Origin of the sequence: Pseudomonas sp. L13 (genome assembly GCF_009935965.1) — a bacterium.
Lineage (GTDB): Bacteria > Pseudomonadota > Gammaproteobacteria > Pseudomonadales > Pseudomonadaceae > Aquipseudomonas > Aquipseudomonas lactis.
In genome coordinates this window covers 85,726-111,366 of the sequence record NZ_QODJ01000013.1, presented here as the reverse complement: position 1 = coordinate 111,366, position 25,641 = coordinate 85,726, and the positions used below count along the sequence as shown (strand labels likewise).

At 60.2% G+C, this 25,641-nt stretch carries 24 protein-coding genes; 17 read left to right on the top strand and 7 right to left on the bottom strand.

The genetic code is table 11. The annotated features are described in order from the left end of the window. Positions 1–281: 281 nt before the first annotated feature. Positions 282–1,199, top strand: a complete 918-nt coding sequence (gene cysD, locus DK871_RS10015; RefSeq protein WP_161904890.1) for a sulfate adenylyltransferase subunit CysD — start codon at positions 282–284, stop codon at positions 1,197–1,199. A gap of 9 nt (positions 1,200–1,208) precedes the next feature. Beyond that, entirely contained in the window at positions 1,209–3,107 is a 1,899-nt protein-coding gene (gene cysN / locus DK871_RS10010) for a sulfate adenylyltransferase subunit CysN (protein WP_089041399.1), read from the top strand. A 215-nt stretch (positions 3,108–3,322) separates the two neighbouring features. On the opposite strand, the gene DK871_RS10005 is transcribed toward cysN, so the two are convergent. The 3 genes from DK871_RS10005 to DK871_RS09995 form a co-directional block, all read right to left on the bottom strand. After that, positions 3,323–4,222: an acyltransferase gene (locus DK871_RS10005; RefSeq protein WP_161904889.1), complete on the bottom strand. Its 900-nt coding sequence runs from the start codon at positions 4,220–4,222 to the stop codon at positions 3,323–3,325. Further along, complete coding sequence (pta, locus tag DK871_RS10000; protein WP_003188396.1) at positions 4,223–6,322, bottom strand: phosphate acetyltransferase; 2,100 nt, start codon at positions 6,320–6,322, stop codon at positions 4,223–4,225. It abuts the gene before it with no gap. A 79-nt stretch (positions 6,323–6,401) separates the two neighbouring features. Further along, on the bottom strand, positions 6,402–6,689 hold the full coding sequence (locus DK871_RS09995) for a DUF3565 domain-containing protein (RefSeq protein WP_161904892.1): 288 nt from the start codon (positions 6,687–6,689) through the stop codon (positions 6,402–6,404). Here DK871_RS09995 and DK871_RS09990 point away from each other — a divergent pair. Beyond that, a complete protein-coding gene (locus tag DK871_RS09990; RefSeq protein ID WP_017737905.1) occupies positions 6,688–7,173 on the top strand; it encodes a peptidylprolyl isomerase in 486 nt (161 codons plus the stop codon). The two genes, DK871_RS09995 and DK871_RS09990, sit on opposite strands and share 2 nt — an antisense overlap. Before the next feature lie 276 nt (positions 7,174–7,449). Here DK871_RS09990 and rpsT read toward each other — a convergent pair whose 3' ends face one another. Beyond that, positions 7,450–7,728 (bottom strand): 30S ribosomal protein S20, encoded by a 279-nt coding sequence (rpsT, locus tag DK871_RS09985; protein ID WP_003188401.1) that lies wholly within the window; start codon positions 7,726–7,728, stop codon positions 7,450–7,452. Between the two features lie 253 nt (positions 7,729–7,981). Between rpsT and murJ the strand changes: the two genes are divergently transcribed. The 6 genes from murJ to ispH all read left to right on the top strand — a co-directional run bounded on the left by murJ (position 7,982) and on the right by ispH (position 15,503). Then, positions 7,982–9,520, top strand: a complete 1,539-nt coding sequence (gene murJ, locus DK871_RS09980; protein WP_161904888.1) for a murein biosynthesis integral membrane protein MurJ — start codon at positions 7,982–7,984, stop codon at positions 9,518–9,520. 119 nt (positions 9,521–9,639) lie between these two features. Beyond that, positions 9,640–10,578 carry a bifunctional riboflavin kinase/FAD synthetase gene (gene ribF / locus DK871_RS09975; protein ID WP_003188404.1) on the top strand — a complete coding sequence of 313 codons (939 nt, stop codon included), beginning with the start codon at positions 9,640–9,642 and terminating at the stop codon, positions 10,576–10,578. A 14-nt stretch (positions 10,579–10,592) separates the two neighbouring features. Continuing rightward, positions 10,593–13,424, top strand: a complete 2,832-nt coding sequence (gene ileS / locus DK871_RS09970) for an isoleucine--tRNA ligase (RefSeq protein ID WP_161904887.1) — start codon at positions 10,593–10,595, stop codon at positions 13,422–13,424. After that, on the top strand, positions 13,417–13,929 hold the full coding sequence (lspA, locus tag DK871_RS09965; protein ID WP_003188406.1) for a signal peptidase II: 513 nt from the start codon (positions 13,417–13,419) through the stop codon (positions 13,927–13,929). Before ileS ends, lspA begins: the two co-directional genes overlap by 8 nt. 7 nt (positions 13,930–13,936) lie before the next feature. Continuing rightward, a complete protein-coding gene (locus DK871_RS09960; RefSeq protein ID WP_169855857.1) occupies positions 13,937–14,374 on the top strand; it encodes a peptidylprolyl isomerase in 438 nt (145 codons plus the stop codon). Between the two features lie 181 nt (positions 14,375–14,555). After that, on the top strand, positions 14,556–15,503 hold the full coding sequence (gene ispH, locus DK871_RS09955; RefSeq protein ID WP_032893637.1) for a 4-hydroxy-3-methylbut-2-enyl diphosphate reductase: 948 nt from the start codon (positions 14,556–14,558) through the stop codon (positions 15,501–15,503). Here ispH and DK871_RS09950 read toward each other — a convergent pair. Beyond that, a complete protein-coding gene (locus DK871_RS09950; protein ID WP_161904886.1) occupies positions 15,457–16,038 on the bottom strand; it encodes a GspH/FimT family pseudopilin in 582 nt (193 codons plus the stop codon). The genes ispH and DK871_RS09950 overlap by 47 nt on opposite strands. Positions 16,039–16,234: 196 nt before the next feature. Between DK871_RS09950 and pilV the strand changes: the two genes are divergently transcribed. The 5 genes from pilV to thiO are packed head-to-tail and all read left to right on the top strand — an operon-like array spanning position 16,235 to position 19,545. Beyond that, positions 16,235–16,720, top strand: a complete 486-nt coding sequence (pilV, locus tag DK871_RS09945; RefSeq protein WP_161904885.1) for a type IV pilus modification protein PilV — start codon at positions 16,235–16,237, stop codon at positions 16,718–16,720. Continuing rightward, positions 16,717–17,424 carry a PilW family protein gene (locus tag DK871_RS09940; RefSeq protein WP_161904884.1) on the top strand — a complete coding sequence of 236 codons (708 nt, stop codon included), beginning with the start codon at positions 16,717–16,719 and terminating at the stop codon, positions 17,422–17,424. The genes pilV and DK871_RS09940 overlap by 4 nt, the downstream gene beginning before the upstream one ends. 5 nt (positions 17,425–17,429) lie before the next feature. Next, positions 17,430–17,960: a PilX N-terminal domain-containing pilus assembly protein gene (locus DK871_RS09935; RefSeq protein WP_161904883.1), complete on the top strand. Its 531-nt coding sequence runs from the start codon at positions 17,430–17,432 to the stop codon at positions 17,958–17,960. An 11-nt stretch (positions 17,961–17,971) separates the two neighbouring features. Next, complete coding sequence (locus tag DK871_RS09930; RefSeq protein WP_161904882.1) at positions 17,972–18,376, top strand: type IV pilin protein; 405 nt, start codon at positions 17,972–17,974, stop codon at positions 18,374–18,376. A gap of 59 nt (positions 18,377–18,435) precedes the next feature. Then, positions 18,436–19,545: a glycine oxidase ThiO gene (gene thiO / locus DK871_RS09925; protein ID WP_161904881.1), complete on the top strand. Its 1,110-nt coding sequence runs from the start codon at positions 18,436–18,438 to the stop codon at positions 19,543–19,545. Here the strand turns inward: thiO and DK871_RS09920 are convergent. Both DK871_RS09920 and DK871_RS09915 read right to left on the bottom strand, forming a co-directional pair. Further along, positions 19,532–19,765, bottom strand: coding sequence for a PP0621 family protein (locus DK871_RS09920; RefSeq protein ID WP_032897621.1), 234 nt, complete (start codon positions 19,763–19,765; stop codon positions 19,532–19,534). The two genes, thiO and DK871_RS09920, sit on opposite strands and share 14 nt — an antisense overlap. 127 nt (positions 19,766–19,892) lie before the next feature. Continuing rightward, on the bottom strand, positions 19,893–20,918 hold the full coding sequence (locus DK871_RS09915; protein WP_034128050.1) for an outer membrane protein assembly factor BamD: 1,026 nt from the start codon (positions 20,916–20,918) through the stop codon (positions 19,893–19,895). 149 nt (positions 20,919–21,067) lie between these two features. Between DK871_RS09915 and rluD the strand changes: the two genes are divergently transcribed. The 3 genes from rluD to clpB all read left to right on the top strand — a co-directional run bounded on the left by rluD (position 21,068) and on the right by clpB (position 25,452). Next, entirely contained in the window at positions 21,068–22,030 is a 963-nt protein-coding gene (rluD, locus tag DK871_RS09910; protein ID WP_003188422.1) for a 23S rRNA pseudouridine(1911/1915/1917) synthase RluD, read from the top strand. Further along, positions 22,027–22,752: a peptidoglycan editing factor PgeF gene (gene pgeF / locus DK871_RS09905; protein WP_161904880.1), complete on the top strand. Its 726-nt coding sequence runs from the start codon at positions 22,027–22,029 to the stop codon at positions 22,750–22,752. The genes rluD and pgeF overlap by 4 nt, the downstream gene beginning before the upstream one ends. A gap of 135 nt (positions 22,753–22,887) precedes the next feature. Then, positions 22,888–25,452 carry an ATP-dependent chaperone ClpB gene (gene clpB / locus DK871_RS09900; protein WP_003188426.1) on the top strand — a complete coding sequence of 855 codons (2,565 nt, stop codon included), beginning with the start codon at positions 22,888–22,890 and terminating at the stop codon, positions 25,450–25,452. Positions 25,453–25,641: the final 189 nt, after the last annotated feature.

Here is a 25,641-nt window from a genome sequence, read left to right as displayed (position 1 = left end):
ACTTTTGCGCTTTTCAAAAGTGAGCCGCTGTAAAAGCGGAACCCTAAGTGGCCGTTACCGCAGGAATGGATATGTACTCGGTATAGCTGTGTCGGCTGTCAGGCCGTCTTCGCAGGCAAGCTAGCTCCCACATTGACCGAGTTGAGCGCCAAACTCGGCGGCATATTCATATATCGTTTCGGTCTAGCTGGCGCCCTAAATAGAAGAAGTTGCTGTGCTAGCATGCCTCGCTCGAACACGGCCCGCTGGCCGTCCATAAGATCGTTTTTCCGTGAGTAACCATGGTCGACAAACTGACGCATCTGAAACAGCTGGAGGCGGAAAGCATCCACATCATCCGCGAGGTCGCCGCCGAGTTCGATAACCCGGTGATGCTCTACTCGATCGGTAAAGACTCCGCCGTGATGCTGCACCTGGCACGCAAGGCCTTTTTCCCAGGCAAGCTGCCGTTCCCAGTGATGCACGTCGACACTCGCTGGAAATTCCAGGAGATGTACGCGTTCCGCGACAAGATGGTCGAGGAACTGGGCCTGGACCTCATCACCCACATCAACCCCGATGGCGTGGCGCAGAACATCAACCCGTTCACCCACGGCAGCGCCAAGCACACCGATATCATGAAGACCGAGGGCCTCAAGCAGGCGCTGGACAAGCATGGTTTCGACGCCGCATTCGGCGGTGCCCGTCGCGATGAAGAGAAATCCCGTGCCAAAGAGCGCGTGTACTCGTTCCGCGACAGCAAGCACCGCTGGGACCCGAAGAACCAGCGCCCCGAGCTGTGGAATGTCTACAACGGTAATGTCAACAAGGGCGAGTCGATCCGCGTGTTCCCGTTGTCCAACTGGACCGAACTGGACATCTGGCAGTACATCTACCTGGAAGGCATCCCGATTGTGCCGCTGTATTTCGCCGCCGAGCGCGAGGTGATCGAGAAGAACGGCACGTTGATCATGATCGACGACGACCGCATCCTCGAGCACCTGTCCGACGAAGACAAAGCCCGCATCGTCAAAAAGAAAGTACGTTTCCGCACCCTTGGCTGCTACCCGTTGACGGGTGCGGTGGAGTCCGAAGCCGAGACGCTGACGGACATCATTCAGGAAATGCTCCTGACGCGAACTTCCGAGCGCCAGGGCCGTGTCATCGACCACGATGGTGCAGGCTCGATGGAAGATAAAAAACGTCAAGGGTATTTCTAAGGGGCTGTCATGTCGCACGTATCTGATTTGATCAGCGAGGACATCCTCGCCTACCTGGGCCAGCACGAGCGCAAAGAGATGTTGCGCTTCCTGACCTGCGGCAACGTCGATGACGGCAAGAGCACCCTGATCGGGCGCCTGCTGCACGACTCCAAGATGATCTATGAAGATCATCTGGAAGCCATTACCCGCGACTCGAAAAAGTCCGGCACCACCGGTGACGATATCGACCTGGCGTTGCTGGTCGATGGCCTGCAGGCCGAGCGTGAGCAGGGCATCACTATCGATGTTGCCTACCGCTATTTTTCCACCGCCAAGCGCAAATTCATCATCGCCGACACCCCCGGCCATGAGCAGTACACCCGCAACATGGCCACCGGTGCGTCCACCTGTGACCTGGCGATCATCCTGATCGACGCCCGCTACGGCGTGCAGACCCAGACCCGTCGCCACAGCTACATCGCCTCGTTGCTGGGCATCAAGCACATCGTGGTGGCCATCAACAAGATGGACATCAACGGCTTTGACCAAAGCGTATTCGAGTCGATCAAGGCCGATTACCTGAAGTTCGCCGAAGGTATCGCATTCAAGCCGAGCACCCTGGCCTTTGTGCCGATGTCGGCGCTCAAGGGCGACAACGTGGTGAACAAGAGCGAGCGTTCGCCCTGGTACACCGGCCAGTCGCTGATGGAGATCTTGGAGACTGTCGAGATCGCCAATGATCGCAACTACACCGACCTGCGTTTCCCGGTGCAGTACGTCAACCGCCCGAACCTGAACTTCCGTGGGTTTGCCGGCACCCTGGCGAGCGGCATCGTGCACAAGGGCGACGAAGTGGTGGTGTTGCCGTCGGGCAAGAGCAGCCGCGTCAAATCCATCGTCACCTTTGAAGGTGAGCTGGAACACGCAGGCCCAGGCCAGGCTGTGACCTTGACCATGGAAGACGAGATCGACATCTCCCGTGGCGACCTGTTGGTGCATGCCGACAACGTGCCGCAAGTGACCGACGCCTTCGACGCCATGCTGGTGTGGATGGCTGAAGAACCGATGCTGCCAGGTAAGAAATACGACATCAAGCGCGCCACCAGCTACGTGCCGGGTTCCATCACCAGCATCGTGCACCGCGTGGACGTAAACACCCTGGCCGAAGGCCCGGCGAGTTCGCTGCAGCTCAACGAAATTGGCCGGGTCAAGGTCAGCCTGGACGCCGCCATCGCCCTGGACGGTTACGACAGCAACCGCACCACCGGTGCGTTCATCGTGATCGACCGCTTGACCAACGGCACGGTGGCCGCGGGTATGATCATCGCGCCACCGGTGGGGCATGGCGGCGCTGCGCAGCACGGCAGCCTGGCGCATGTCGCCACCGAAGAGCGCGCCCTGCGTTTCGGCCAGCAGCCGGCCACGGTGTTGTTCAGCGGTTTGTCGGGCGCTGGCAAGAGCACGCTGGCCTATGCGGTTGAGCGCAAGCTGTTCGACATGGGCCGTGCGGTGTTCGTACTGGATGGCCAGAACCTGCGCCACGACCTGAACAAAGGGTTGCCGCAGGACCGTGCCGGGCGTACCGAGAACTGGCGTCGTGCCGCTCATGTGGCGCGCCAGTTCAACGAAGCCGGCCTGCTGACCCTGGCGGCCTTCGTTGCCCCGGATGCCGAAGGCCGTGAACAGGCCAAGGCGCTGATTGGTGCCGATCGCCTGCTGACCGTCTACGTACAGGCATCGCCGTTGGTGTGCGCCGAGCGTGACCCGCAAGGGTTGTATGCGGCCGGTGGGGATAATATCCCTGGCGAATCCTTCCCGTATGACGTGCCGTTGAATGCTGATCTGGTGATCGACACCCAGGCATTGTCGTTGGAAGACAGCGTCAAGCAAGTGCTGGAGCTGTTGCGTCAGCGCGGCGCGATCTAAACCCCGCGGCCATCAAAAAGCCCGCCATCGATCACTCGGTGGCGGGCTTTTACATGCTTGAGGCCTGGCTATTGCCATCTGTAGGAGCGAGCTTGCTCGCGAAAAACGTCAACGATTACGCGTGCTTCCTGGACAAACGCGGTGCCTATGAGTTTTTCGCGAGCAAGCTCGCTCCTACAAAGTGATATTAAGGCAAGCCTGCTCCCCCATTTTGATCAGCGGCTGGCTGGAAAGTCTTTGTGCAGTTGCTCCAGCAATGCATCCTTGTCTTCCCACAGCCGGTTGATCCAGCCCTGGAACGCCAACCGATACTCCCCATCCTGCTCATAATTCTTGCCGATGAAATCAGCCGGGATCTGCACCTCTTCAAAGTGCACCACCACGTCCTTCATATTGCCGCACAGCAAATCCCAATAACCTGGGCGCCCGCCGGGGTAGTGGATGGTCACATTCACCAGTGATTTGAGCTGCTCGCCCATGGCGTCCAGCACAAACGCAATACCGCCCGCCTTGGGTTTAAGCAGGTAGCGAAACGGTGACTGCTGCTGCGCATGCTTGCCCGGGGTAAAGCGTGTGCCTTCGGCAAAGTTGAAAATCCCCACGGGGTTGTCGCGAAACTTCGCACAGGTCTTGCGCGTGGTTTCCAGGTCTTTGCCTTTCTTCTCCGGGTGCTTCTCCAAATAAGCCTTGCTGTAGCGCTTCATGAAGGGAAAGCCCAGCGCCCACCACGCCAGGCCAATCACCGGTACCCAGATCAGCTCTTGCTTGAGGAAGAACTTCAGCGGACGAATGCGCCGATTGAGCACGTACTGCAGCACCATGATGTCGACCCAGCTCTGATGGTTGCTGGTCACCAGGTACGAGTGCTGGTAGTCCAGGCCCTCAAGGCCGGTCAGCTGCCAGCGTGTGCGCCGCACCAGGTTCATCCAGCCCTTGTTGTTGGTGACCCAGGCTTCGTGGGTGTGGTTCATCAGCCATTCGCTCAGGCGCTTGGCAAACGGCAGCGCCTTGAACAGCGCGACGATAAACAGGAACGAACACAGCAGGATCGTGTTCAGCGCCAGCAACAGCGAAGCGATCACCCCGCGCACGGCGGCAGGTAGAAAATCCAGCATTTAGATATCCATGGGTCGGTTGGCGGCTTGGATCGCCGTGAGGGCGATGGTGTACACGATGTCGTCCACCTGGGCGCCACGTGGCAGGTCATTGACCGGTTTGCGCAGGCCTTGGAGCATTGGCCCCAGGCTCACGCAATCGGCGCTGCGTTGTACGGCTTTGTGAGTGGTGTTGCCAGTGTTCAGGTCCGGGAACACAAAGACAGTGGCCTTGCCCGCCACCTGGCTGTTGGGCGCCAGTTGCCGGGCGACGTTTTCGTTGGCGGCGGCGTCGTATTGCAACGGGCCGTCGATCAGCAGCGAGCTTTGTTGTTCGTGGGCGAGCAGGGTGGCTTCGCGGACTTTTTCCACCTCCTCGCCACTGGCCGAGTCGCCGCTGGAATAGCTGATCATCGCCACTCGTGGCGTGATGCCGAACGCGGCCGCCGAGTCGGCGCTTTGCAGGGCGATTTCCGCCAGTTCCGCAGCGCTGGGGTGCGGGTTCATCACACAGTCGCCGTACACCAGCACCTGCTCGGGGAACAGCATGAAGAACACCGACGACACCAAGGTGCAGCCCGGCGCGGTCTTGATCAGTTGCAGCGCTGGGCGAATGGTATTGGCGGTTGAGTGAATCACGCCGGAGACCAGGCCATCCACTTCGTCGAGGGCGAGCATCATGGTGGCGATCACCACGGTGTCTTCCAGTTGTTGCTCGGCCATGGGCGCGTTGAGGCTCTTGCTCTTGCGCAAGGCGACCATTGGCTCCACGTAGCGTTGGCGAATCAGGTCGGGGTCGAGAATCTCCAGGCCTTCGGGCAGGTCGATGCCCTGGGCGCGGGCAACCGCCTCCACATCCGCAGGCTTGGCCAACAGCACGCAACGGGCAATGCCTCGGGCCTGGCAGATCGCGGCGGCCTGTACGGTCAGCGGCTCGCTGCCTTCGGGCAGTACGATACGTTTGTTGGCGGCCTGGGCACGTTGGATCAACTGGTAACGGAACACCGCCGGCGACAGGCGCATCTCCCGTGGCGTGCCGCAACGCTGGTGCAGCCAGCGCGCATCGAGGTGGCTGGCGACGAAATCGGTGATGATTTCCGCGCGCTCGCGGTCATCGATGGGGATTTCCTTGTTGAGGCTATTGAGCTGGTTGGCGGTGTCATAGGAGCCGGTGCTCACCGACAACACCGGCAACCCGGCCTGGAAGGCGCCTCGGCACAGATCCATGATGCGCGGGTCGGGCAGGGTGTCGCTGGTCAGCAGCAGCCCGGCCAGCGGCACGCCATTGATGGCGGCCAGGCTGACGGCGAGGATGATGTCGTCGCGATCGCCTGGGGTCACCACCAACACACCGGGCTTGAGCAGCTCGACGGTGTTACGCATGGTGCGCGCGCATATGATGATCTTGGTCATGCGCCGGCTTTCGTAGTCACCGGCGTTAAGGATCTGCGCGCCCATCAAGTCCGCCACATCGCGGGTGCGCGGCGCATTGAGTTCGGGTTGGTAGGGGATGCAGCCGAGCAGCCGGAAATCGCCGCTGCGCAACAGCGGCGAATGCTCTTTGAGGCGCGCCGAGAAGGCCTCCATGCTTTCGTCGGTGCGTACCTTGTTGAGGATCACGCCCAGCACTTTCGGGTCTTTGGGGCCGCCAAACAGTTGGGCCTGCAACTCCACGCGGCCGGAAAGCTCGGTAAGCACTTCGTTTTCCGGGGCCGAGACCAGGATCACTTCCGCGTCCAGGCTCTTGGCCAGGTGCAGGTTGACCCGTGCCGCGTAGCTGGCGCTGCGGGTCGGCACCATGCCTTCGACGATCAGCACATCTTTGCCCACGGCCGCCTGCTGGTACAGGGTGATGATTTCTTCGAGCAGCTCATCGAGCTGGCCGTCACCCAGCATGCGCTCTACGTGAGCCAGTCCCAGGGGCTGCGGCGGTTTCAGGCCGTGGGTGCGTGCCACCAGCTCGGTGGAGCGTTCCGGCCCGGTATCGCCAGGGTGTGGCTGGGCGATGGGTTTGAAAAAACCGACTTTCAGGCCGGCTCGTTCCAGGGTGCGCACCAGCCCAAGGCTGATGGAGGTCAGACCCACACCAAAATCGGTGGGTGCGATAAAAAAAGTCTGCATGCGAATTCTCTGGAGGTGCATGGCTTGGGTGGCGCTCTATGGGTGAGCGCCTACCGCGAATCAGGCGCCAAGGTTATCGTTATTCGTGCCCTTGCGCACACCAGCCGCACGCAAAGGCCTGGCCTATTTTTTCAAGGCGTTGCGTGGGGTCGAGCACCCAGGCGCGCGACTGCCAGGGCGGCTGGTGGCGCAGGTGCTGGGTGTGGCCGCAGGACAGCTCAGCCACCCAGTGCCCATCGTCGTCCTGATGAAAACCTGTGATCGTGACCGTTGATCGGTCCCGTCCGTCCGGGTTCTGTTCGCTTTCGGGCAAATCCTTGTTTAGACTTGTCCGTTCTTCATTCTTATGCAAAAGGTCTCGCCCCATGACGATCGCCGCTAACAAGGCTGTCTCCATCGACTATACCCTGACCAACGACGCTGGTGAGGTCATCGACAGCTCCGCCGGCGGCGCGCCGCTGGTTTACCTGCAAGGCGCAGGCAACATCATCCCGGGCCTGGAAAAGGCTCTGGAAGGCAAGAGCGTCGGTGACGAACTGACCGTCGCCGTAGAACCTGAAGATGCCTACGGCGAATACTCCGCCGAACTGGTCAGCACCTTGAGCCGCAGCATGTTCGAAGGTGTTGATGAGCTGGAAGTGGGCATGCAGTTCCACGCTTCGGCGCCGGACGGCCAAATGCAGATCGTCACCATCCGCGACCTGGACGGCGATGACGTTACCGTTGACGGCAACCACCCTCTGGCTGGCCAGCGCCTGAACTTCCAAGTGAAGATCGTGGCCATCCGCGACGCTTCCCAGGAAGAAGTGGCTCACGGCCACGTCCACGGTGAAGGCGGTCATCAGCATTGATTGATGTTTTGATCAAGCGCTAGCAAAAACGCCCCGACTGGTTCGGGGCGTTTTTTTTGCCCTGAGCTCACTGTAGGAGCGAGCTTGCTCGCGAAAAAACCGAGAGCCCCGCTGGGCGCCAGGCTTCCCGCGTCATCGTTAACGACCTTCGCGAGCAAGCTCGCTCCTACAGTTGTTGGGCGTGTTTTCGGGCACAAACAAAAATGCCCCGGACCTTTCGGTACGGGGCATTTTTTAACTGTTACACAGCCTGGGCTGCGTTGCAGTTGTTACCACTTAGGCTGCAGCAGGAACGCTCAGAGCCTTGATGTGGCCATTCAGGCGGCTCTTATGGCGAGCGGCCTTGTTCTTGTGGATGATGCCTTTATCGGCCATACGGTCGATAACAGGCACAGCCAGAACGTAAGCTGCTTGAGCTTTTTCAGCGTCTTTGGTGTCGATGGCTTTGACTACATTCTTGATGTAGGTGCGAACCATGGAACGCAGGCTGGCGTTGTGGCTGCGACGCTTCTCAGCCTGTTTTGCACGTTTTTTGGCGGAAGGTGTGTTGGCCACCGTCGAGCTCCTCGAAAGACTTTTTAGGAAATAGCAAACAAAATAGGCCGCGAATCATGCCGATGACTTGACGGGTTGTCAAGGGCGGCTGATGCGAACTGCTGAGTGGTCGATCTGAAGAGGCGGGTGATTTATTTCCGGCGCTTGACCTGTAAACTCGCGAGCTTTGGCTCTGTGCTGTTGCAGGCGCGCAGTATCGCATAAGTGGGCGCGTAGTTCGCCTGCTCTTTATCTATAGGCGCAAACTCTTTCAATGAATCTGCTCAAATCGTTGGCTGCCGTCAGCTCTATCACGATGATTTCCCGGGTGTTGGGGTTTGTGCGTGACACCCTGCTGGCACGCATCTTTGGCGCCAGCATGGCCACGGATGCGTTCTTTATCGCCTTTAAACTGCCCAACCTGTTGCGGCGGATCTTCGCCGAAGGCGCATTTTCCCAAGCATTCGTGCCGATCCTGGCCGAATACAAGACCCAGCAGGGCGAGGAGGCGACTCGCACTTTTATTGCCTACGTCTCGGGCCTGCTGACCCTGGTGCTGATGCTGGTGACCCTCATCGGCATGCTCGCCGCGCCCTGGGTGATATGGGCCACCGCCCCCGGCTTTGCCAATACCCCGGAAAAATTCGCGCTGACCACCGATCTGCTGCGGGTGACCTTTCCTTATATATTGCTGATCTCCCTGTCGTCCCTGGCGGGCGCGATCCTCAATACCTGGAACCGTTTCTCGGTGCCGGCCTTCGTGCCGACCTTGCTGAACGTCAGCATGATTATTTTTGCGCTGTTCCTCACGCCGTACTTCGACCCGCCCGTCATGGCGCTTGGCTGGGCGGTGCTTGCCGGTGGCTTGGCGCAGTTGCTGTACCAACTGCCCCACCTGAAAAAAATCGGCATGCTCGTACTGCCGCGCCTGAACCTCAAAGACACTGGCGTGTGGCGCGTCATGCGCAACATGTTGCCGGCGATCCTCGGGGTGTCGGTCAGTCAGATTTCCCTGATCATCAACACCGCGTTCGCCTCGTTGCTGGTGTCCGGCTCGGTGTCGTGGATGTACTACGCCGACCGCTTGATGGAATTGCCATCCGGTGTGCTGGGCGTGGCGTTGGGCACGATCCTGCTGCCGACCCTGGCGCGTACCTATGCCAGCAAAGATCGCCAGGAATACTCACGCATTCTCGATTGGGGCCTGCGCCTGTGCTTTTTGCTGGTGTTGCCGTGTGCGCTGGCACTGGGCATCCTCGCCGAACCGTTGACGGTCTCGCTGTTTCAATACGGACAGTTCGATGCCCATGACGCCTTGATGACCCAGCATGCGCTGGTCGCCTACTCCGTCGGCCTGCTCGGCATTATCGTGATCAAAGTGCTGGCGCCCGGCTTCTACGCCCAGCAGAACATCCGCACGCCGGTGAAAATCGCGATTTTTACCCTGGTCGTCACGCAACTGCTCAACCTGGTGTTTATCGGCCCGTTGGCCCACGCCGGCCTGGCCTTGGCGATCAGCGCGGGTGCATGCATAAACGCGGGCTTGTTGTTTTACCAACTGCGCAAACAACAGATGTACCAGCCCCAGCCAGGCTGGGGCGTGTTTGCGCTCAAGTTGCTAGTGGCCGTAGCCGCGATGTCGATTGTGCTGTTTGGCCTGATGCACATCATGCCGGCCTGGGGCCAAGGCACTATGCTGGAGCGCTTCATGCGCCTGGGTGTATTGGTAGTGGCGGGCGTGGTGGTGTACTTCGGGATGTTGCTGTTGCAGGGTTTTCGCCTGCGCGATTTCAATCGCAAGTCGCTGGGGTAGCGAGTTTGCCGCGATAAAACGGTTGTTTTATCGATTCGACCCATTTGGCCTGCGCTGTTGCCTGTCGTCCGGGGCTGGGTGTGGTTATAATCGACCACTTTATGAGCAAGAAGCGCGTTATGCAGCTGGTTCGAGGTCTCCACAACCTGCGCCCCGAGCATCGGGGCTGCGTCGCCACTATTGGCAACTTTGACGGTGTTCACCGCGGCCACCAGGCTATCCTGGCTCGGCTGCGCGAGCGTGCGGTCGAGTTGGGCGTGCCCAGCTGCGTGGTGATTTTTGAGCCACAACCGCGGGAATTCTTTACCCCGGAAACGGCGCCGGCACGCTTGGCGCGCTTGCGGGACAAGTTGCAGCTGTTGGCGGAGGAGGGCGTGGACCGTGTCCTCTGTCTGGCTTTCAACCAGCGTTTGCGCAGCCTCAGCGCCGCCGAGTTCGTCGACCGCATCTTGGTGGACGGCTTGGGTGTGCAGCACCTGGAGGTCGGCGACGACTTCCATTTCGGTTGTGACCGTGTCGGGGATTTCGATTTCCTGCAACATGCCGGTGTCAATCAGGGCTTCACTGTCGAAGCCGCGCAAACCGTCGAACTGGACGGCCTGCGCGTGAGCAGCACCCAGGTGCGTAACGCCCTGGCCGCCGCCGACTTCGACCTGGCCGAGCGTTTGCTCGGTCGCCCGTTCCGCATTGCCGGACGGGTATTGCACGGCCAGAAGCTGGCGCGCCAATTGGGCACGCCAACCGCCAACGTGCAACTCAAGCGCCGTCGTGTGCCGCTGACCGGGGTTTACCTGGTAAGCGTCGACATCGACGGCCAATCGTGGCCAGGAGTCGCCAATATAGGCGTCAGGCCCACGGTTGCAGGTGATGGCAAGGCCCACCTGGAAGTTCACCTTTTGGATTTTGCCGGTGATTTATACGACCGGCGTTTGACGGTGGTTTTCCACCAGAAGCTGCGTGAAGAGCAGCGTTTCGCCTCCCTGGAGGCGTTGAAAACGGCGATCAATGCGGATGTCGCCGCCGCCCGTGCACTAGCCGCACCTAGCGCCCATCGCTAACCGAAGAGCCTTAAATGACCGACTATAAAGCCACGCTAAACCTTCCGGACACCGCCTTCCCAATGAAGGCCGGCCTGCCACAGCGCGAACCGCAGATCCTGCAGCGCTGGGACAGTATTGGCCTGTACGGAAAGTTGCGCGAAATTGGCAAGGATCGTCCGAAATTCGTCCTGCACGACGGCCCTCCTTATGCCAACGGCACGATTCACATCGGTCATGCGCTGAACAAGATTCTCAAGGACATGATCCTGCGCTCCAAGACCCTGTCGGGCTTCGACGCGCCATATGTCCCGGGTTGGGACTGCCACGGCTTGCCGATCGAACACAAAGTCGAAGTGACCTACGGCAAGAACCTGGGCGCGGATAAAACCCGCGAACTGTGCCGTGCCTACGCCGCCGAGCAGATCGAAGGGCAGAAGTCCGAATTCATCCGCCTGGGTGTGCTGGGCGAGTGGGACAACCCCTACAAGACCATGAATTTCAAGAACGAGGCCGGTGAAATCCGCGCCTTGGCCGAAATCGTCAAGGGCGGTTTCGTGTTCAAGGGCCTCAAGCCCGTGAACTGGTGCTTCGACTGCGGTTCGGCCCTGGCCGAAGCGGAAGTGGAGTACGAAGACAAGAAGTCCTCGACCATCGACGTGGCCTTCCCGATCGCCGACGACGCCAAGCTGGCCCAGGCGTTCGGCCTGGCAAGCCTGGCCAAGCCTGCCGCCATCGTGATCTGGACCACCACTCCCTGGACCATCCCGGCCAACCAGGCGCTGAACGTGCACCCGGAATTCACCTACGCCCTGGTGGACGTCGGTGATCGCCTGCTGGTGCTGGCCGAAGAAATGGTCGAGTCGTGCCTGGGGCGTTACGAGCTGCAAGGTTCGGTGATCGCCACCACCACCGGTTCTGCGTTGGAGCTGATCAACTTCCGTCACCCGTTTTATGACCGTCTGTCGCCGGTGTACCTGGCTGACTACGTCGAGCTGGGTTCGGGTACTGGCATTGTTCACTGCTCGCCTGCCTATGGTGTGGACGACTTCGTGATCTGCAAGAAGTACGGCATGGTCAACGATGACATCATCAACCCGGTGCAGAGCAACGGCGTATACGTGCCTTCGCTCGAGTTCTTCGGTGGCCAGTTCATCTTCAAGGCCGATCAACCGATCATCGAAAAGCTGCGTGAAGTCGGTGCGTTGATGCAAACCGCTGCCATTCAGCACAGCTACATGCATTGTTGGCGTCATAAGACCCCGCTGATCTACCGCGCTACGGCGCAGTGGTTTATCGGCATGGACAAAGAGCCGACCAGCGGCGACACCCTGCGTGTACGTTCGCTCAAGGCCATCGAAGACACCACGTTCGTCCCGGCCTGGGGCCAGGCGCGCCTGCACTCGATGATTGCCAACCGTCCGGACTGGTGCATCTCCCGCCAACGTAACTGGGGCGTGCCGATCCCGTTCTTCCTGAACAAGGAAAGCGGTGAACTGCACCCGCGCACCGTCGAGTTGATGGAAGTCGTGGCCCAGCGCGTTGAGCAAGAAGGCATCGAAGCCTGGTTCAAGCTGGACGCCGCCGAGCTGCTGGGCGACGAAGCGCCGCTGTACGACAAGATCAGCGACACCCTGGATGTGTGGTTCGATTCGGGCACCACTCACTGGCACGTGCTGCGTGGCTCGCACCCGATGGGTCACGAGACCGGCCCGCGCGCCGACCTGTACCTGGAAGGTTCGGACCAACACCGTGGCTGGTTCCACTCGTCATTGCTGACCGGTTGCGCCATCGACAATCACGCGCCGTACCGCGAGCTGCTGACCCACGGTTTCACCGTCGACGAGACGGGCCGCAAGATGTCCAAGTCGCTGAAGAACGTGATCGAACCGAAAAAGATCAACGATACCTTGGGCGCCGACATCATGCGTCTTTGGGTGGCTTCCACCGATTACTCGGGTGAAATCGCCGTGTCGGACCAGATTCTGGCCCGCAGCGCCGACGCCTACCGCCGTATCCGCAATACCGCGCGCTTCCTGCTGTCGAACCTGACCGGTTTCAACCCGGCCACCGACCTGTTGCCGGCCGAAGACATGCTCGCCCTGGACCGTTGGGCCGTGGACCGTACCCTGTTGCTGCAGCGTGAGTTGCAAGAGCACTACGGCGAATACCGCTTCTGGAACGTCTACTCCAAGATCCACAACTTCTGCGTGCAGGAGCTGGGCGGTTTCTACCTCGACATCATCAAGGACCGCCAGTACACCACCGGCGCCAACAGCAAGGCGCGCCGTTCGGCGCAGACCGCGCTGTACCACATCAGCGAAGCGCTGGTGCGCTGGATCGCACCGATCCTGGCGTTCACCGCCGACGAGTTGTGGGAATACCTGCCAGGCGAGCGTAATGAGTCCGTCATGCTCAACACCTGGTACGAAGGCTTGACCGAATTGCCGGCCGACTTCGAACTGGGCCGCGAGTACTGGGCAGGCGTCATGGCCGTCAAGGTTGCAGTGAACAAGGAACTGGAAGTCCAACGTGCGGCCAAGGCCGTGGGTGGCAACTTGCAAGCCGAAGTCACTCTGTTTGCCGAAGATGGCCTGACCGCCGACCTGGCCAAGCTGAGCAACGAACTGCGCTTCGTACTGATCACCTCCACCGCGAGCCTGGCACCTTTCGCCCAGGCCCCGGCAGATGCCGTGGTCACCGAGGTGCCGGGCCTGAAGCTCAAGGTGGTGAAGTCGGCCTTCCCTAAATGCGCCCGTTGCTGGCACTGCCGTGAAGATGTGGGTGTGAACCCTGAGCACCCGGAAATCTGTGGTCGTTGTGTCGACAACATCAGCGGTGAAGGCGAGGTTCGCCACTATGCCTAATGCAGCCAGTCGTTTCGGACGTCTGGGCTGGCTCGTACTGAGCCTGCTGGTACTGGTCATCGACCAGGTCAGCAAGGCTCACTTCGAGGGCTCCCTGGAAATGTTCCAGCAAATCGTGGTGATCCCGGATTACTTCAGCTGGACCCTGGCCTACAACACCGGCGCCGCCTTCAGCTTCCTGGCTGACGGCGGTGGCTGGCAGCGCTGGCTGTTCGCGGTGATCGCCGTGGTGGTCAGTGCTGTGCTGGTGGTGTGGCTAAAGCGCCTGGGCCGCGACGACACCTGGCTGGCCATCGCGCTGGCGCTGGTGTTGGGCGGCGCGCTGGGCAACCTGTATGACCGCATTGCCCTTGGCCATGTGATCGACTTCATCCTGGTGCATTGGCAGAACCGCCACTACTTCCCGGCGTTCAACTTTGCCGACAGCGCCATCACCGTTGGTGCAATCATGCTGGCGCTGGATATGTTCAAGAGCAAGAAAACCGGAGAGACCGTCAATGACTGATCAGGTATTGGCTGAGCAACGCATCGGCCAGAACACGGAAGTCACTTTGCATTTCGCATTGCGCCTGGAGAATGGCGACACGGTAGACAGCACTTTCGATAAGGCCCCGGCGACCTTCAAAGTTGGCGACGGTAACCTGCTGCCTGGTTTTGAAGCAGCGTTGTTCGGGTTCAAGGCGGGCGACAAGCGCAACCTGCAGATCCTGCCGGAAAACGCCTTCGGCCAGCCCAACCCGCAAAACGTGCAGATCATCCCGCGTTCGCAGTTCGAAGGCATGGACCTGTCGGAAGGCTTGCTGGTGATCTTCAATGATGCGGCGAATACCGAATTGCCCGGTGTGGTCAAAGCCTTCGATGATGCGCAAGTAACCATCGATTTCAACCATCCGTTGGCCGGTAAAACCTTGACGTTTGATGTTGAAATCATCGACGTTAAAGCGCTCTAACTGACGAAACCGGTTCCTGTGGGGCTGGCTTGTGTGGGAGCTGGCTTGCCTGCGATAGCATCACCTCGGTGTACCTGATACATCGAGTCGTTTGCATCGCGGGCAAGCCCGCTCCCACAGACGCTTATTCTATAGAGCTGAGTTGATCCAATTTCTTGGCCTGCAAGGCACGAGGCACAGCATGCAAATCAAACTCGCCAACCCCCGTGGCTTCTGCGCTGGCGTGGACCGGGCGATCGAAATCGTCAACCGCGCTTTGGAAGTCTTCGGGCCGCCGATTTATGTGCGCCACGAAGTCGTGCATAACAAGTTCGTGGTCGAAGACCTGCGCGCACGCGGTGCGATCTTTGTCGAAGAACTCGACCAGGTACCCGACGACGTTATCGTCATCTTCAGTGCCCATGGCGTGTCCCAGGCGGTGCGTACCGAAGCGGCCGGCCGCGGCCTTAAAGTGTTCGATGCCACCTGCCCGCTGGTAACCAAGGTGCACATCGAGGTAGCGCGTTATAGCCGCGACGGCCGCGAATGCATCCTGATCGGCCATGCCGGTCACCCGGAAGTCGAAGGCACCATGGGCCAGTACGATGCCAGTAACGGCGGCGCCATCTACCTGGTGGAAGACGAAAAAGACGTCGCCAACCTGCAGGTGCACAACCCTGATCGCCTGGCTTTCGTCACTCAGACCACCTTGTCCATGGACGATACCAGCCGCGTCATCGACGCCCTGCGCACGCGATTCCCGGCCATTGGCGGGCCCCGCAAGGATGACATCTGCTACGCCACGCAAAACCGCCAGGATGCGGTCAAGCAGCTGGCGAATGAGTGCGATGTGGTGCTGGTGGTCGGCAGCCCTAACAGTTCCAACTCCAACCGCTTGCGCGAGCTGGCCGAACGCATGGCCACACCGGCATACCTGATCGACGGCGCCGAAGACATGCAGCGCAGCTGGTTCGACGGTGTCGAGCGTATTGGCATCACGGCGGGCGCCTCCGCTCCGGAAGTGCTGGTGCGCGGCGTGATCCAACAGTTGCAGGCCTGGGGTGCCACCGGCGCCGATGAGCTTGCGGGTCGTGAAGAGAACATCACGTTCTCGATGCCCAAAGAGCTGCGGGTCCGCTCGCTGCTCTGACGGCCAGGGTGCTGGAATAACCTCGGCATAACGCCTGTTCGGTCTTGTCACTGCGCAGGCTGACGCGCCCGCTGGGGGCCAGCACGATCTGATACAGGCTCTGTGCCTGGTCCTTGTCACACACATGCACGGTGCCGGCACGAAATCCCCCGCCGGCGAACACCGGCTCCCCCACGCCGCTGAAGCGCACCTGGCTCGTCACCGGGCCATTACCGGCGACTGGCACGCGTCCATTGTCCTCGCGCTCCAACAATACCGGATTGTCGTCATCCAAGTGGCCGCGCCCACTTACATCCAGTATCACGCGCCATCCCAGGCTCCAGTCCTCGCCCTTTGCATGAACCACCACCGCCCGGTTGCGCGCGATGGCCTCGGTGCGTGCGTAGCGCAACCCGGAGGCGAGTGACTGGGCCACGCTTTGTCGTTGCTGCGATTCAAGCAAACCCTTGAAACCGGGTACGGCCAGTTGCGCTAGAAAACTGGTGACGATCAGCCCCAGCAACATTTCAATCAGGGTGAATCCTTGTTGTTTCATGTGCGTTCCCTCCTTGGGCACGAGTGAGTTGTCTAGGTATAGCGCTTGGTCCTTGGCGCTGGATGATGGCCTTTATATCCAAAGTGTTTCCCTTTATTCCGGGAGCAGCGCGGCTCTAAAACCGACGCTAGTCTTGGGTCGCACAGCAGGCTTTGCCTGCTTTTTTTACCGGCCTTCGACATGGATGACGACGCAAATGCCAGCCTGCCAGAACCGATTTTTCCTGCGCGCTGCGCACTCGCGCCAGTCCGGCATGACGCTGGTCGAAGTGCTGGTAGCGCTGTTGATTTTGGCGATCGGCCTGATGGGCGCTGCGGTACTGCAACTCAACGCGCTCAAGTACACCAACAGCGCCAGGATGACCAGCCAAGCGAGCTTTATTGCCTATGACATGCTCGACCGCATTCGCACCAATGCTGGCGCGGATTACACATGGGGCAGGGCGGAGTTGGCACCACCCAACACTGCCACCGCCAGCGTGCGTGACCTGGACCTGCACGATTTCCAAGCCAATATCATGGGGTTTGCCGGAGAGGATGCCAAAGGTTCAGTGGTGGTGAACGGGCACGAGGTCACCATCAGCATCAGTTGGGCGGATGCCCGGGCAGCAAACCGTCCAGGGGCGCGGGAAACCTTCACCCTGACCAGTCGCATCAGCAATGAACAAGGAGTGTCGCAATGAAGCGTGTTGTGCGAGGTTTCAGCCAGGTGGAAGTGCTGCTGGCGCTCGCCCTCGGGTTGGTCTTGATACTGGGGGCGAGCCAGATACTGATCAGTGCGCGGTTGACCCATGCCAGCCAGCAGGCCGCCATGGTGTTGCAGGATGACGCGCGGTTTGTGCTGAGCAAGATCACCCAGGATATTCGCCAGGCAGGCATGTTGGGCTGTTTGGCCGTGGCCGTTATCGACAATGCTCCGGCTGCCTTTGATCGGCCGATAAGCTGGGAAGCGGCGGGGAGTGCGAAGTCGCTGACGCTGGTGACCGCGAATGTCGGCGATGGCATCGGCAAGCCTGACTGGACCGTGTTGTCCGACTGCAAGGAGGCGGCCAGGGCTTATGCCGGCACACCACCCGCTGTCGAACCCGGCCAACTTCGCTTTGGCATACGCCAACTCACCTACACCTACGAGTCGGGCCAGTTGAAGATCAGTACCCCGGCAGCACCGGCCAGGGCGGTATTGATGGATAACGTACGGGCATTCGATGTCAGCTTCGGCATGGCGGCCACCTCGGCATCAATGGGTGTAGTGCGCTACGACAGCCATCCCGCCGATGAGTCGCTGATACGTAGCGTGCGCATCCTCATGACCCTTCAAGACCCCGCTGGGCGGGTGAAGGACCAGACTTACAGTGTCGTGGCGGCACTGCGGAATCGACTGGGGTAGGGGCGATGACCATACAGGGTGGTATTCGTGTACGGCAGGCCGGGATGGTGCTGCTGATCAGTCTGGTGTTTCTGTTGGTGATGTCGCAGGTGGGGCTGTCTTCGATACAGGCTGCGGTCTCCCAGCAAAAAGTCGCGAGCAGCCTGTGGCATGGCAATCAATCGTTTCAAGCTGCCGAAAGCGGGCTGAGGTGGGGAGAGTCGGCCGTGCAAAGGGCTGGCCAGGCGATGCCTGTCTGCCACTCCATCACCCGCTGTGCGCCGCCTGCTGAAGCTTTTTCCTTGACGGCGGCCGGGACGAACCCTGTCTCGGCGGTCACCTGGCTTGCCTTGAAGGACGGGTTTTATGGCATTCAATCCCTTGGGGAGGGTGAAGGGCTGGCTCATTTGCCGTCCCGTTCCCCGGCCATGCTTTTTCGAGTCACGTCGGTCGGGCTTGCGGGGCAATCGCGCACGGTGCTGGAGACGGTCTATGCGCGGGTAGAGGAGGGCGGCCGCGTCAGGTTTCGACGGGTCTTATGGCGGCAACTTCAATAAGGAGCAATCGGATGGGCAGGGAGAGCCAGGGTTTTACCCTGATGGAGTTACTGATCGTCGTGGCGATCATCGCGTTGCTGGCCGGGATTGCGTATCCCGGGTATCTCGGCCAGGTGAAAAAGGTGTACCGGGCGCAGATCGTCGCGTTGTTGAGCGAACAAGCCCAGCATCTGGAGCGTTCTTACACGAGGAATGGCACTTTTATTGATGCAGGCGACGTCAGCGCGGGCAATGATCACTATAGAATCAGTGTCGTCCTGAACCCCCAGGATTTTGACCTGCTCGCCACACCTGCTGCGGACTCGGTCATGGCGAACGACGCGTGCGCAGCCTTCAGCTTGACCAGCACCGGTATGCGCAGCAACCCGGGAGCGGGGCCTGAAATGTCGCCCAAGGTCTGCTGGGGGCAAGGATGAGCGTACTTGAAGCGTGGGCGCCGGGCGCGCCTTTCCCTGTTTATCGGCTGGATCAAATGATGGCTAAGCAACAGCAAATGGTGATTGTCGGTGGCGGAGTAATCGGGCTGTTGACGGCGTACAACCTCGCCAGTGAGGGCCAGGCGGTCACACTGCTGGAGCGCGGTGGGCTTGGGCAGGAGTCTTCCTGGGCGGGTGGCGGGATTGTTTCACCGTTGTACCCGTGGCGCTATAGCCAGGCGGTCACGGCCTTGGCCCATTGGTCCCAGGATTTTTACCCGCAATTGGCGCAACGGCTGTTTGCTGCCACCGGCGTTGATCCAGAGGTTCATACCACAGGGTTGTATTGGCTCGACCTGGATGATGAAGCGGACGCATTGGCCTGGGCTGCGCGTGAAGGGCGACCGTTGAGTAAAGTGGACGTGTCGGCGGCCCATGACGCGGTGCCGGTGCTGGGGGGCGGCTACGCCCAGGCGATCTACATGGCCGACGTGGCCAATGTTCGCAACCCGCGCCTGGTCAAATCACTGAAGGCGGCGCTGCTGGCGTTGCCGAACGTGACGATTCACGAGCAATGCGATGTGTCAGGTTTTGTGCTGGACGGCGAAAGGGTGGTGGGTGTGAATACCGCTACCGGCCAGGTTTTGGGTGATCAGGTTGTACTCGCGGCCGGCGCCTGGAGCGGGCAATTGCTGGGTACGCTGGGCTTGGGGCTACCCGTGGAGCCGGTCAAGGGCCAAATGATCCTGTACAAATGCGCGTCCGACTTTTTATCCAGCATGGTCCTGGCCAAGGGGCGCTATGCGATCCCGCGGCGTGATGGGCACATCCTGATCGGCAGCACGTTGGAGCATGAAGGATTCGACAAGACGCCAACCGACACCGCGCTGGAAAGCCTCAAGGCGTCTGCGGTGGAATTGATTCCCGCCTTGGCGGACGCCGAGGTAGTCGGGCATTGGGCCGGTTTGCGGCCTGGCTCACCCGAAGGTATACCGTTTATCGGTGAGGTCCCTGGTTTCAAGGGGTTGTGGCTCAACTGCGGGCATTACCGCAATGGCCTGGTACTCGCACCAGCCTCTTGCCAGTTGTTCACCGACTTGCTGCTGGCGCGGGCTCCGATCATCGATCCGGCGCCTTACGCCCCCGTAGGTCGCCTCAACGCTGGATAGACTTTGGCCCTTGTTCCAGGTGGGCCTGGGTGCAGTACCATTGCTGGCGTGAGCTTAGTGCGCGGTCCTGCGGCAGGTGCACGCCACAGTGGGCGCAACGCACCATCAGGGCCGCATCCGGCTCAGCAGGCCGTTGCTGACGGGCGGCAGGGTTTTTGAATTTGCGCCAGAACCATACCGCGGCAGCAATGACAGCAATCCAGAACAGTAGACGAAGCATGATGGGCAGTTTCTCGACAAGGAATGCGCCAGTTTAGCCAAGGTGGTCCCGGGCGCACAGGGCAATAAATACTCGCTCATAAAAAAGGGAGCTCCTTAAGAGCTCCCTTTTGCGTTGCGTCGAACAATCAGTCGAACACACCGAAGGTCATGTAGCTGAACCACGAGCGGTCCTGGTTATCGCCCAGAGCTTGCGGCTCTTCTTCTTCGATCACATCGCCGTTCTCGTCGTGCGGCTTGAGCTCGGAAGGAATGGCGTCCTTGGCGTCCTGGTACTGCTTGATCACGTCCTGGTTGGCGCGGGTTTCACCCGGCGGCAGCGGTGGGCGGGACTCGATCAGGCCCAGGGTGTACTTGCTCAGCCACGAACGGTTGTCCGCTTCGTCAACCTGAGGCACGAACTGGCCGTCTTTCAGGCTCGGGTGGTCAGGGTAGTTGAGCTTCAGGGTTTCCAGGCTGGTGGTCGCCAGGGTGTCCAGGTGCAGACGCTGGTAAGCCTCGGTCATCACGGCCAGGCCGTCACCGACGGACGGGGTTTCCTGGAAGTTTTCCACCACATAGCGGCCACGGTTGGCGGCGGCCACATAAGCCTGACGGGTCAGGTAGTAGTGGGCCACGTGGATCTCGTACGAAGCCAGCAGGTTGCGCAGGTAGATCATGCGCTGCTTGGCGTCCGGCGCGTAGCGGCTGTTGGGGTAGCGGCTGGTCAGCTGGGCGAACTCGTTATAGGAGTCGCGGGCAGCACCCGGGTCACGCTTGGTCATGTCCAGCGGCAGGAAGCGCGCCAGCAGGCCAACATCCTGGTCGAACGAGGTCAGGCCTTTCATGTAGTAGGCGTAGTCCACGTTCGGGTGCTGCGGGTGCAGGCGGATGAAACGCTCGGCAGCGGACTTGGCAGCTTCCGGCTCGGCGTTCTTGTAGTTGGCGTAGATCAGCTCAAGCTGGGCCTGGTCGGCATAGCGGCCGAACGGGTAACGCGACTCCAATGCCTTCAGCTTCGCTGTGGCGCTGGTGAAGCTATTATTGTCCAAGTCTGTCTGAGCTTGCTGGTACAGCTCGACTTCGCTCAGGTTTTCGTCGACGACGTCCTTTGTTGACGAGCAAGCAGCAGTCATGGCGAGGATGGCGATCAGCAGCAGGTGTTTCACTTGCATGGCGGCTTGCGTCCCTATGACGGCCGCTGTCTTGGGCGGGGCCGTCCTGTTATGATGAGCGCCCCGTTGAAAGCCTCGGGGCAAAAGACGCCGTATTTAACCACAAGCGCGCAGCCGAAACCAAAGGCTACGCCACGCCTAGTCTGAGCATGTCCGATAAAATTGAACTTCGCGCAGAGGTGCCGTCCGAATTGGGCGGCCAACGCCTCGATCAAGTCGCCGCACAATTATTCGCTGAGCACTCGCGCTCGCGCCTTTCCGCCTGGATCAAAGACGGCCGCCTGACTGTGGATGGAGCGGTTATCCGCCCGCGAGACATAGTCCATGGCGGTGCGATTCTTGAGCTGACTGCCGAGCAGGAAGCCCAGGGAGAATGGGTCGCCCAGGACATCGAGCTGGATATCGTCTATGAAGACGACGACATCCTGGTCATCAACAAACCCGCGGGCCTGGTGGTTCACCCGGCCGCCGGGCACGCTGATGGCACCTTGCTCAATGCCCTGTTGCACCACGTGCCGGACATCATCAATGTGCCGCGCTGCGGCATCGTGCACCGTCTGGACAAGGACACCACCGGCCTTATGGTGGTAGCCAAGACCATTCAGGCGCAGACGCAACTGGTTACGCAATTGCAGAGCCGTAGTGTCAGCCGTATCTATGAGTGCATTGTGATCGGCGTTGTTGTGGCCGGTGGCAAGATCAACGCACCCATTGGTCGTCACGGCCAGCAGCGCCAGCGTATGGCGGTGATGGAGGGCGGCAAGCAAGCCGTCAGCCACTACCGCGTGCTGGAGCGTTTCCGCTCCCACACCCATGTGCGGGTCAAGCTGGAAACCGGGCGTACCCACCAGATTCGCGTGCACATGGCGCACATCAACTTCCCGTTGGTCGGCGATCCGGCCTACGGTGGTCGCTTCCGTATTCCGCCAGCGGCCAGCCAGACCATGGTTGAGTCGCTCAAGACGTTCCCGCGCCAGGCACTGCATGCACGTTTCCTGGAGCTGGATCATCCGACGAGCGGTAAGCGCATGAGCTGGGAATCGCCACTGCCAGACGATCTGGTCTGGCTGTTGTCGCTGCTCAAGCAGGATCGCGAGGCGTTTGTCGGATGAGTGACTGGCTGATACCTGACTGGCCCGCGCCGGCTCGGGTAAAAGCCTGCGTCACCACCCGTGCGGGCGGCGTCAGCCTGGCGCCGTTCGACAGCCTCAACCTGGGCGATCATGTCGAGGACAGCCTTGAGGCCGTCCTTGAAAATCGCCGTCGCCTGAGTGACGCCTTCGATATCCAGCCTGCCTGGTTGCGCCAAGTCCACGGTACTCAGGTGGTTGAGGCCGATCCGGGCCGCACTGTCGAGGCTGACGGAAGTTGGACCAGTACCCCTGGTATCGCCTGCACGTCCATGACCGCCGATTGCCTGCCGGCGCTGTTCTGTAATCGGGCGGGCACTCGGGTTGCCGCAGCCCATGCTGGTTGGCGTGGTTTGGCGGCTGGCGTGCTGGAGGCTGCGTTCGAACGCCTGGATAGTGCTCCTGCAGATGTTCTGGTCTGGCTCGGCCCTGCCATTGGCCCACAAGCCTTTGAGGTCGGCCCGGAAGTGCGTGAAGTGTTCATGCAGCAAATGCCGGCCACCGCTCAAGCCTTTGTTCCCAGCCACAACCCCGGCAAGTTCATGGCCGACATCTACCAGCTGGCGCGCCTGCGCCTGGCAGCGCGCGGTGTCACCGCTGTGTATGGTGGCGGTTTGTGCACTGTGACCGACCCGCGTTTCTTTTCTTATCGCCGCAGCCCGCGCACGGGCCGATTCGCCTCCCTTATCTGGCTTGAACGCTAGACTGTCCTGACCTGTATCAACCGTCCGCCGCTTGAAACCCCCAGAATCCACCCCATCTATAAGGGTATCTGGCAGGTTTCTTCATTCAGGATGTGTTTGTTCATAGCTCCGGCCTGCTCAAAAGGAAGGTGACTAATGCGTATTGATCGTTTAACCAGCAAATTGCAGTTGGCCTTGTCTGACTCTCAATCCTTGGCGGTGGGCCTCGACCACCCGGCCATTGAGCCTGCGCACTTGATGCAGGCGCTCCTGGAACAGCAAGGTGGTTCTATCAAACCCTTGCTGATGCAGGTGGGCTTTGACGTCAACAGCCTGCGCAAGGAGTTGAGCAAAGAGCTCGACCAACTGCCGAAAATCCAGAACCCCACCGGCGACGTGAATATGTCCCAGGATCTGGCGCGCCTGCTCAACCAGGCCGACCGATTGGCCCAGCAGAAAGGTGACCAGTTCATCTCCAGTGAACTGGTGCTGCTCGCCGCCATGGACGACAACAGCAAGCTCGGCAAATTGTTGCTGGGCCAGGGTGTAAGCAAGAAAGCCCTGGAAAACGCCATCAACAACCTGCGTGGCGGCGAAGCGGTGAACGACCCCAACCACGAGGAGTCGCGTCAGGCCCTGGACAAATACACCGTCGACCTGACCAAGCGTGCCGAAGAAGGCAAGCTGGACCCGGTGATCGGCCGTGACGACGAGATTCGTCGCACCATCCAGGTGTTGCAACGTCGCACCAAGAACAACCCGGTGCTGATCGGTGAACCTGGCGTGGGTAAAACCGCGATTGCCGAGGGCCTGGCCCAGCGCATCATTAATGGTGAAGTGCCAGACGGCCTCAAAGGCAAGCGCCTGCTGTCTCTGGACATGGGCTCGCTGATTGCCGGCGCCAAGTTCCGGGGTGAGTTCGAAGAGCGCCTCAAATCCTTGCTTAACGAATTGTCGAAGCAGGAAGGGCAGATCATTCTGTTTATCGACGAATTGCACACCATGGTCGGCGCCGGTAAAGGCGAAGGCTCCATGGACGCGGGCAACATGCTCAAGCCAGCCTTGGCGCGGGGTGAGTTGCACTGCGTTGGTGCCACCACGCTCAACGAATACCGTCAGTACATCGAAAAGGACGCAGCGCTTGAGCGTCGCTTCCAGAAAGTGCTGGTGGAAGAACCGAGCGAAGAAGACACCATCGCGATCCTGCGTGGCCTGAAAGAGCGCTATGAGGTCCACCATAAGGTGGCGATCACCGACGGTGCGATTATTGCGGCGGCCAAATTGAGCCATCGCTATATCACTGATCGCCAGTTGCCGGACAAGGCCATCGACCTGATTGACGAAGCGGCCAGCCGCATCCGTATGGAGATCGACTCCAAGCCGGAAGTGCTGGATCGTCTGGATCGCCGTCTGATTCAACTGAAAGTCGAATCCCAGGCGCTGAAGAAAGAAGAAGACGAAGCGGCCAAGAAACGCCTGGAAAAACTCCAGGAAGAAATTGTCCGCCTGGAACGTGAATATTCGGACCTCGAAGAAATCTGGACCTCGGAAAAAGCCGAAGTACAGGGTTCGGCGCAGATCCAGCAAAAAATCGAGCAGTCCCGCCAGGAACTGGAAGCCGCGCGTCGCAAAGGCGACCTGAACCGCATGGCCGAGTTGCAGTACGGGGTGATCCCGGACCTGGAGCGCAGCCTGCAGATGGTTGACCAGCACGGCAAGCCTGAAAACCAGTTGCTGCGCAGCAAGGTGACCGAGGAAGAAATTGCCGAAGTGGTCTCCAAGTGGACCGGTATTCCCGTGTCGAAGATGCTCGAAGGCGAGCGCGACAAGCTGCTGAAGATGGAAAGCCTGTTGCACCAGCGCGTCATCGGCCAGGAAGAGGCGGTGGTAGCGGTGTCCAACGCGGTACGGCGTTCGCGGGCAGGTTTGTCCGACCCGAACCGCCCAAGCGGCTCGTTCATGTTCCTCGGCCCAACCGGTGTAGGTAAGACCGAGTTGTGCAAGGCCCTGGCCGAGTTCCTCTTTGATACTGAAGAGGCCATGGTGCGGATCGATATGTCCGAATTCATGGAGAAACACTCGGTGGCTCGCCTGATCGGTGCGCCACCAGGCTATGTGGGTTACGAAGAGGGCGGTTATCTGACCGAAGCCGTGCGGCGCAAACCTTACTCGGTGATCCTGCTGGATGAGGTCGAGAAGGCGCACCCGGATGTGTTCAACATCTTGCTGCAGGTGCTGGAGGATGGTCGCTTGACGGACAGCCACGGGCGTACGGTGGACTTCCGTAATACGGTGATCGTGATGACCTCCAACCTGGGCTCGGCGCAGATCCAGGAATTGGTGGGTGATCGTGAGGCCCAGCGTGCGGCGGTGATGGACGCGTTGACCACGCACTTCCGTCCGGAATTCATCAACCGGGTCGATGAAGTGGTGATCTTCGAGCCTCTGGCGCGGGATCAGATCGCGGGCATCACCGAGATCCAGTTGGGCCGCCTGCGTAGCCGCCTGGCTGAGCGCGAGCTGGACCTGGAGCTGAGCGGCGAAGCGCTGGACAAGCTGATCGCGGTCGGTTACGACCCAGTGTATGGCGCACGGCCACTTAAACGTGCGATCCAGCGCTGGATCGAAAACCCACTGGCGCAGCTGATCCTGTCGGGCAGCTTTATGCCTGGCACTCGCGTCACGGCGACGGTGAAAGATGACGAAATCGTCTTCCATTAAGCCCAGCGTTTGGCGTAAACAGAGAAGGCCCCGCATCGCGGGGCCTTTTTTTTCGATAGGGCGTTGAACTGTAAGGCAAAGGCTTGTAAAGTGCGCCCCGCAGCAACGTCAGCCCACGGGTTTCTTCTCCCCAAGAAGAAATCAGAAAGAAGCGCAAATCATTGTCTTAAAAGCAATTTAAAGGGTTGA

Bases quoted from the DNA above. Each gene is read 5' to 3' on its own strand.
- cysD (WP_161904890.1), top strand. From the start codon at position 282: ATGGTCGACAAACTGACGCATCTGAAACAGCTGGAGGCGGAAAGCATC.
- cysN (WP_089041399.1), top strand. From the start codon at position 1,209: ATGTCGCACGTATCTGATTTGATCAGCGAGGACATCCTCGCCTACCTG.
- DK871_RS10005 (WP_161904889.1), bottom strand. From the start codon at position 4,222: ATGCTGGATTTTCTACCTGCCGCCGTGCGCGGGGTGATCGCTTCGCTG.
- pta (WP_003188396.1), bottom strand. From the start codon at position 6,322: ATGCAGACTTTTTTTATCGCACCCACCGATTTTGGTGTGGGTCTGACC.
- DK871_RS09990 (WP_017737905.1), top strand. From the start codon at position 6,688: ATGACGATCGCCGCTAACAAGGCTGTCTCCATCGACTATACCCTGACC.
- DK871_RS09995 (WP_161904892.1), bottom strand. From the start codon at position 6,689: ATGGGGCGAGACCTTTTGCATAAGAATGAAGAACGGACAAGTCTAAAC.
- murJ (WP_161904888.1), top strand. From the start codon at position 7,982: ATGAATCTGCTCAAATCGTTGGCTGCCGTCAGCTCTATCACGATGATT.
- ribF (WP_003188404.1), top strand. From the start codon at position 9,640: ATGCAGCTGGTTCGAGGTCTCCACAACCTGCGCCCCGAGCATCGGGGC.
- ileS (WP_161904887.1), top strand. From the start codon at position 10,593: ATGACCGACTATAAAGCCACGCTAAACCTTCCGGACACCGCCTTCCCA.
- lspA (WP_003188406.1), top strand. From the start codon at position 13,417: ATGCCTAATGCAGCCAGTCGTTTCGGACGTCTGGGCTGGCTCGTACTG.
- ispH (WP_032893637.1), top strand. From the start codon at position 14,556: ATGCAAATCAAACTCGCCAACCCCCGTGGCTTCTGCGCTGGCGTGGAC.
- DK871_RS09950 (WP_161904886.1), bottom strand. From the start codon at position 16,038: ATGAAACAACAAGGATTCACCCTGATTGAAATGTTGCTGGGGCTGATC.
- pilV (WP_161904885.1), top strand. From the start codon at position 16,235: ATGCCAGCCTGCCAGAACCGATTTTTCCTGCGCGCTGCGCACTCGCGC.
- DK871_RS09940 (WP_161904884.1), top strand. From the start codon at position 16,717: ATGAAGCGTGTTGTGCGAGGTTTCAGCCAGGTGGAAGTGCTGCTGGCG.
- DK871_RS09935 (WP_161904883.1), top strand. From the start codon at position 17,430: ATGACCATACAGGGTGGTATTCGTGTACGGCAGGCCGGGATGGTGCTG.
- DK871_RS09930 (WP_161904882.1), top strand. From the start codon at position 17,972: ATGGGCAGGGAGAGCCAGGGTTTTACCCTGATGGAGTTACTGATCGTC.
- thiO (WP_161904881.1), top strand. From the start codon at position 18,436: ATGGCTAAGCAACAGCAAATGGTGATTGTCGGTGGCGGAGTAATCGGG.
- DK871_RS09920 (WP_032897621.1), bottom strand. From the start codon at position 19,765: ATGCTTCGTCTACTGTTCTGGATTGCTGTCATTGCTGCCGCGGTATGG.
- DK871_RS09915 (WP_034128050.1), bottom strand. From the start codon at position 20,918: ATGCAAGTGAAACACCTGCTGCTGATCGCCATCCTCGCCATGACTGCT.
- rluD (WP_003188422.1), top strand. From the start codon at position 21,068: ATGTCCGATAAAATTGAACTTCGCGCAGAGGTGCCGTCCGAATTGGGC.
- pgeF (WP_161904880.1), top strand. From the start codon at position 22,027: ATGAGTGACTGGCTGATACCTGACTGGCCCGCGCCGGCTCGGGTAAAA.
- clpB (WP_003188426.1), top strand. From the start codon at position 22,888: ATGCGTATTGATCGTTTAACCAGCAAATTGCAGTTGGCCTTGTCTGAC.